Raw genomic sequence first — 7,113 nt, forward strand, 5'->3', positions numbered from 1 at the left:
GCTATCGCATCCGCCAGCGCGTCTTCTTCTGTGTATTCTGGAAGCTCAAGATCCGTAAGGTCGCTCTCGTCTTCCTTTTCTTCTTCTAGAGAAGGCTCGCTAATTGAAGCAAGTGCATCTTCTTCACTGAATTCAGGCAAGGCTTGCTCATCAATCGCTTCAAAACTTTCTTGAGCAACAGGCTCTGACGCCGCATCTTGAGGCTCGGCTATCGCATCCGCAAGCGCGTCTTCTTCTGTGTACTCTGGAAGCTCAAGATCCGTAAGGTCGCTCTCGTCTTCCTTTTCTTCTTCTAGAGGAGGCTCGTTAATTGAAGCAAGTGCATCTTCTTCACTAAATTCAGGCAAGGCTTGCTCGTCAATCGCTTCAACACTTTCTTGAGCAACAAGCTCTGACGCCGCTTCTTGAGGCTCGGCTATCGCATCCGCCAGCGCCTCTTCTTCTGACTGCTCTGGCAGTTGGACTTCGGAAAGCTCGCTCTGTGACTGTTCTTCTAGCGATGGCTCATTAAAGGAAGCAAGGAGATCTTCTTCTTCGAACTCCACTAACTTGTCATCGTGGAGCTCCTCAACATGGTCCTTTGCCGATGATTCTGCTGAATTAGTTTGAAGCGGCTCAACATCAGCTTGGCTTGGTTCTTCGTCTTCTAGCTCACCAATGTCCCAGTCTTCATCTTGTGGAACTCCAAATTCGTTAGGGCTGACTTCTGGTTTGCTAACCTGTGCGGGTTCTATTTTTTCCGGGGATGTCGAGCTGCTTAGAGGTTGCTCCTCATTCGGCTTCAGATCCGGATAACTTGCCCCTTCAATTTCTGGGTTAAAATCAAATGAGTCGTCGATAAATTCTTCATCAATGTCGCCATCAACCACTCCCATCTGTTCATCATCCAGTAGAGGATCTTTTTCAGGAGCGGCACTTAGCAGATCGTCAATGAAGATGTCGCTGTTAAACTCGGAATCTTCAACGCTATCGTTTTCATTATCCAACAACTCGCTATTTTGCTGTTCGGCCTCTTCGATATTCTGAGCATGCAGCTCGATTTCCAGCAACTCTTCAAATAATGCCGTACCATCTTCTTCAGCGAGACTATCCTTATCTTCAGCACCTTCTTGCTCTTGGTCTGCCTTTTCAAACTCAAGTGATTCAGAACCATTGTCAGTAAATAGTTCGTCCAATAGCTCTGTACTATTCTCATCCAGCTCGGTTTCAATGTCGGATTCCGTAGTTTCTTCACCCAATAACTCATACAGAGTTTGATCACCAGTGAAGTCAACATCATCAATATCTTCTTCGCTCGAAGCGATGTCTTTATCGGGCTGCACAAGTTCTTCAAGTAAGTCGGTGCTTTCCGATAAGTCTGTCTCGTTCTCTTCATCATCACCGAGTAGCTCATCGAGCAGTTCGACACTGTCACTATCAATTGCTAGGACGTCTTCATCTTGCTCTTCTAATAATTCATCCAGCAGCGCTGTTTCAGTGGAGGAATCAGTTTCTATTGAGGTGAGGTCAGATTGCGCTTCAATCGTTGCGAATAGATCATCAAGTTCACTATCCGACGCTAGCTCTGCTTCTTTTAAATCGAAGTTACCGCCGGTTTTTGCTAGCTCGGGCTCTTCTGAATCCAAGTTGAAATCATCTTCGGACTCATCCAATAATGAATCAAAGTCAAAACTATCATGATGATCGTCATCACTATTGGCGGCAAACAAATCGTCAAGTAGCGATTGATCTAAAGTATCGCTTCCGAGATCTTCAGCTTTATCATCTCCAGCCAATAACGCGTCAATGTCGTCTTCAGAAATGGAATCATCATCATCGGATAAATCAAATTCTGTTTCGCTATCATCTTCATCTAATAACGCTTCGTCTAAAGCTCGCGCCATCTCATCGAGACCGACAGCTTTTTCGTCAGCACCAACACTGATGCCGTTACTGCTAGCGGTCAAATCTTCTAAATCCGCAGCAAGATCACCATCATCGCCGATACTCGCAAATGGGTCTTCGCCATCTTCACCTTCGAGGTTGAAGTCTAAATCTGTATCGTCTAAATCGGCAAAAATGTCCGATTCTTGCTCAGCATTGTCATCGATTTCATCATCCAGTGTGATGTCGTCACCAAATAACTTCTCACTATCATCAGACTCACCAAACAAGTCATCATCCAGCATTAAATCATCGTCAATATCTTCAAGGCTGCCAGCAGCCATTGGCGTTATGGGCTCTTGATTACCTTGAGTGACAACAGGCTGCTCCGTTGGCTTGGATCGGCGGCCAAGCAACATCACAACCAGTAAACCAATTAACAGACCAGGAATAATGGCGAGAGCGGCGACCAACCAAGAGTTGGAAAGCAGTTGATCAAGTGCACTTGGTGCAAGCTTTTGCGCCTCTAATGCTTTTCTACGTTCTTCATCAAGTAGCTTTTCAACTTCAGAGCGAATGCGGTTTTCGTCACCGAGTTCTCCTTTGAGTGCATCGACTTCAGATTGAACATCTGCCAGCATCAAACGTAACTTATGATTTTTCTCTTCAAGCGCCAGTAATTCAGTATCAGATTTCGCAACTTGTGTGCCAATATCTTTTAGCACAGGTTCACTCTTCGTCTTTTCAACAACTGGTTGAGCGACAGTAGAGGCAATTGTTTTTTCAGGCAAAGCTGTAGAAGCAGCAGTAACAGGCGCTGTTGGCTGCGCCGTATTAGCATTCAATTTGGCTTGATGCGCGGCCATGATATTGACCGCTTCTTGGGTGGGCGCACTATTTACCTGTGCCAATGATGGAACACGTAAGTTGCTACCTGGGATCAAACTGTGAATATTTTGATTTTCGAACGCCTGAGGGTTTAGCCGATAAATGGCCAGCAGGGTTTGTTGTACAGTGACGTTATTCGATGGACGTAGTCGAGTGGCAATAGACCACAAAGTGTCGCTGTCTAAGGTTGGCCCAAAAAACGTCGATGGTTGGCTATTAGCCTGCTGAAGATTACGAGTTTGAGTGAGATTTTCTGAAAATTGAGGAGAAGACTGGATCTCACCATTCGGCCCAACCAGGCGAATGCTCTCGGCACTAACGATAGAAGTCTGAGTCACGGCAACCATTGCTATCGGCAACAGTAGACGCTGAAAAATTTGACGCATATAAGGCTCAGCTATGTGCTTGGAATAAATAAATACGATGATCTGTTTAATATATCGGATAACGCTAGCAAAACTATAGGACGCAAGGTAAAAAATGTGTCACGACTACGATAATCGCAGGAATCTCACACATTTTTCCCCGCTAAGTGAGCTTGCTCAGACAAAAACAGTACCATAATAAAAAGAAAGGCCAGCATTGGCTGACCTTTTTAAATAGTACTTAAGCTTACTCTGCGTCTATTTTTGCCCAAGTGTCACGTAGACCCACTGTGCGGTTAAAAACCAACGCTTCTGGTTTAGAATCTTTCGAGTCAGCACAGAAATAACCCATGCGCTCAAACTGATAACCTTGCTCCGCGTGTGCCGACACCAAACTAGGCTCAACAAAACCATTAATTTTAACCAATGAATCCGGGTTAATAGTTTCGGCAAAGTTGTCAGCTGCCGCCGGGTTGGGAACGGTAAATAGGCGATCATACAAACGAATTTCAGCTGGCAAGGCTTTATCGGCAGATACCCAGTGAATAACACCTTTCACTTTGCGTCCATCAGCCGGGTTTTTACCCAGAGTATCCATATCGTAAGTGCAGAATATTGTCGTAATATTGCCTTGTGCATCTTTTTCAATGCGCTCTGCTTTTATTACGTAAGCGCCGCGTAAGCGAACTTCTTTGCCTAGCACTAAACGTTTGTATTTCTTGTTGCCTTCTTCACGGAAATCTTCACGTTCAATCCACAATTCGCGAGTAAATGGAACTTCACGTTCGCCCATTTCAGGCTTGTTTGGATGATTTGCCAGCGTTAACGTCTCGACTTTACCCGCCTCAAAGTTTTCTATCACCACTTTTACAGGGTCAAGAACCGCCATGGCGCGAGGCGCATGTTCGTTTAAGTCTTCACGGATACAAGACTCTAACGAACTGAATTCGATCATATTTTCCTGTTTTGTCACACCTATGCGTTTGCAAAACTCACGAATCGATGCTGGTGTGAATCCACGGCGGCGTAAACCTGAAATCGTCGGCATACGTGGGTCATCCCAACCATCCACTAATTTTTCCGTAACCAGCTGGTTTAGTTTACGCTTAGACATTACCGTGTATTCAAGGTTTAAACGGCTAAACTCATACTGATGTGGTCGACAATCAATCGTGATATTTTCCAACACCCAATCGTACAGACGGCGGTTATCTTGAAACTCTAGGGTACAAATTGAGTGCGTGATCCCTTCCAAGGCATCCGAGATACAGTGGGTAAAATCGTACATTGGATAAATGCACCATTTGTTACCCGTTTGGTGATGCTCAGCGAAACGAACACGGTAAAGCACAGGATCGCGCATCACCATAAAGGATGACGCCATGTCAATCTTGGCACGTAAACACGCTTTGCCTTCTTCGAAACCACCAGCGCGCATTTTCTCAAATAGGGCTAGGTTTTCTTCAATGCTGCGATCGCGGTACGGACTTGGCTTACCTGCTTGAGTCAATGTACCTCGATATTCACGGATCTCTTCTGGACTGAGCTCTTCAACATAAGCCAGACCTTTTTGGATCAGCTCAACCGCGTATTGGTATAGTTTGTCAAAATAATCTGACGAATAACAAACATCACCAGACCATTGGAAGCCGAGCCATTTCACGTCAGCTTTGATTGACTCAACGTACTCCATATCTTCTTTTTCAGGGTTTGTATCGTCAAAACGTAAATTACACTGTCCCTGATAGTCCTGAGCAATACCAAAGTTTAAGCAGATAGATTTAGCATGACCGATGTGCAGGTAACCATTTGGCTCGGGCGGAAAACGAGTATGCACACTTGTGTGTTTGCCATCCGCTAAATCTTTATCAATGATTTGGCGAATAAAATTCGATGGACGAGCCTCAGCTTCACTCATCTATAGCACCTCAAAATTATTTAGTATCGTCAGAAGATTTTTCTGTATGTAAGAGCAGTAATGCTTGCAGAAACAGAAAGTTTGTCGCTAATGATCCACAATTATCCGCTCTTGCACAATAAAAAGTGGGCATTTCCTGCGATTATTTCAAGACATTGCCTTTTGTCTGGCTAAGCTAAGCAAAATTTCAGGCAAAGGGCGTAAGAAATAGGCAAAAGCTACCGTTGTGGGCAGCCTTAAATTTGAATAGCGCTCATTTGATGAATAAGAAAAACCTCTGCATGAAGCAGAGGCTTTAAAATAACCTAATCATCGGTTGCGATTAAGACTAAGGAAGTTTCACGCTAGAAAGATCTTCGTTTGCATTGATAGACTTCATCTCACCAGCAACGATTTCAGCAAGAGGGCCTAAGATAACTTGTAGGTTATTAGTACCCAGTTTCACCACACCCATTGCACCCAATGCTTTTAATGTTTTCTCGTCGATAATGCTCATGTCATTGACAGATAAACGTAAGCGAGTGATACAAGCATCGATGTTAGATAGGTTGCTGTGACCGCCTAGAGCTTTAAGGTATTGTTTAGCGAGCTCAGAAGACTCTTTCGCGCCTGATACTTTGCTATCGCTGTCGTCATCTTCGCGACCTGGTGTTTTAAGGCCAAATTTCAAAATAACGGTACGGAAAATCACATAGTAGAGAGCAAAGAACACAATACCTTGAACTATTAGCATGTACCAATTAACCGCCAGTGGATTACGTGATGACAATACCATATCCACAAGGCCTGCAGAGAAACCGAAACCCGCAATCCACTGCATTGAAGCAGCAATGAATACTGATAGACCCGTCAATGCTGCATGCAGTACATATAGTGCAGGAGCAAGGAACATGAACGAGAATTCTAGAGGTTCAGTTACACCGGTAAAGAATGAAGCAAAACCAGCTGCAATCATAATAGAAGCAACTTTCTCTTTATTCTTCGCTGTAGATGTGTGGTAAATAGCCAATGCCGCACCAGGTAGACCGAACATCATAATAGGGAAGAAGCCTGCTTGGTACATACCCGTTACACCTGGGATACCAGTACCCTCAGCGATAGATTTTGCACCACCTAAGAAGTTAGGAATGTCGTTAATACCCGCAACGTCAAACCAGAATACTGAGTTCAGTGCGTGATGAAGACCAACAGGGATTAGCAAGCGGTTAAAGAACGCATAGATACCTGCACCCGCAGAACCTAGACCTTGAATCGATTCACCAAACGATACTAGACCACCATAAACATGCGGCCATACATACATCAGAACGAAGGCGATAAAAATACCAGCAAACGACGTCAAAATAGGTACTAGGCGTTTGCCAGAGAAGAAGGCTAATGCTTTATGCAGTTCTACAGTAGAGAAGCGATTGTAGATTTCAGCAGAAACAATACCTACTAAAATACCAACAAACTGGTTGTTGATTTTACCAAAAGCAGCAGGAACTGCGCTTGGATCAATACCTTGGATCTGTGCAACGGCTCCTGGAGAAAGTAAAGTCGTCACGACTAAGAAACCAACAAAACCCGACAATGCAGCAGCACCGTCTTTATCTTTAGACATACCGTAAGCCACACCAACAGCAAACAGTACAGACATGTTATCAATGATTGCAGCACCTGCTTTAATCAGGAATGCAGCCAAGGCACTGTTTGAACCCCACCCATTTGGGTCGATCCAATAACCAATACCCATTAGTATCGCGGCAGCTGGCAATGTGGCAACTGGTACCATCAACGCCTTGCCTACTTTTTGAAAGTATCCAAGAATATTCACCTTAAGTTCCCCCTATAGGATTTAGGATTTTTTGTATTTGGTTGAGCCACTTATTTTAGTCGCTCAATTTAGTCAAACTCAGTTTATGATATTAATTTTGCTCCGCAAATTAAAACCTTATCATTTGTGATCATAATCACCACAATCTGCCAAATACCAAGGTTTTTGCTAGCGAGATCATAAAACTTATTTTACAATTAAAAAAAATGGAAATTAGGCGATAATATTTGCCTGTTTCATCGTCGAATAGCATGTAAGCTAAA

The 7,113-nt window shown here is 44.0% G+C and carries 3 protein-coding genes; all 3 read right to left on the reverse strand.

Annotation, left to right across the window (positions count from 1 at the left end; all coding sequences use genetic code 11):
* Positions 1-3,137 (reverse strand): FimV/HubP family polar landmark protein (locus AACQ17_RS04000; protein WP_094167656.1); only part of this gene is annotated, 3,137 nt, incomplete at its 3' end.
* A 226-nt stretch (positions 3,138-3,363) separates the two neighbouring features.
* Positions 3,364-5,034 (reverse strand): glutamine--tRNA ligase, encoded by a 1,671-nt coding sequence (gene glnS / locus AACQ17_RS04005; RefSeq protein ID WP_017048027.1) that lies wholly within the window; start codon positions 5,032-5,034, stop codon positions 3,364-3,366.
* Between the two features lie 328 nt (positions 5,035-5,362).
* Complete coding sequence (gene nagE / locus AACQ17_RS04010; protein ID WP_013857296.1) at positions 5,363-6,850, reverse strand: N-acetylglucosamine-specific PTS transporter subunit IIBC; 1,488 nt, start codon at positions 6,848-6,850, stop codon at positions 5,363-5,365.
* Positions 6,851-7,113 lie beyond the last annotated feature (263 nt).

The sequence above is a fragment of the Vibrio sp. V10_P2A27P122 genome, from assembly GCF_963874335.1.
In the GTDB taxonomy this organism is placed as follows: domain Bacteria; phylum Pseudomonadota; class Gammaproteobacteria; order Enterobacterales; family Vibrionaceae; genus Vibrio; species Vibrio anguillarum.

Coding starts and splice junctions, on each gene's coding strand:
- glnS (WP_017048027.1), bottom strand. CDS start 5,034: ATGAGTGAAGCTGAGGCTCGTCCATCGAATTTTATTCGCCAAATCATT.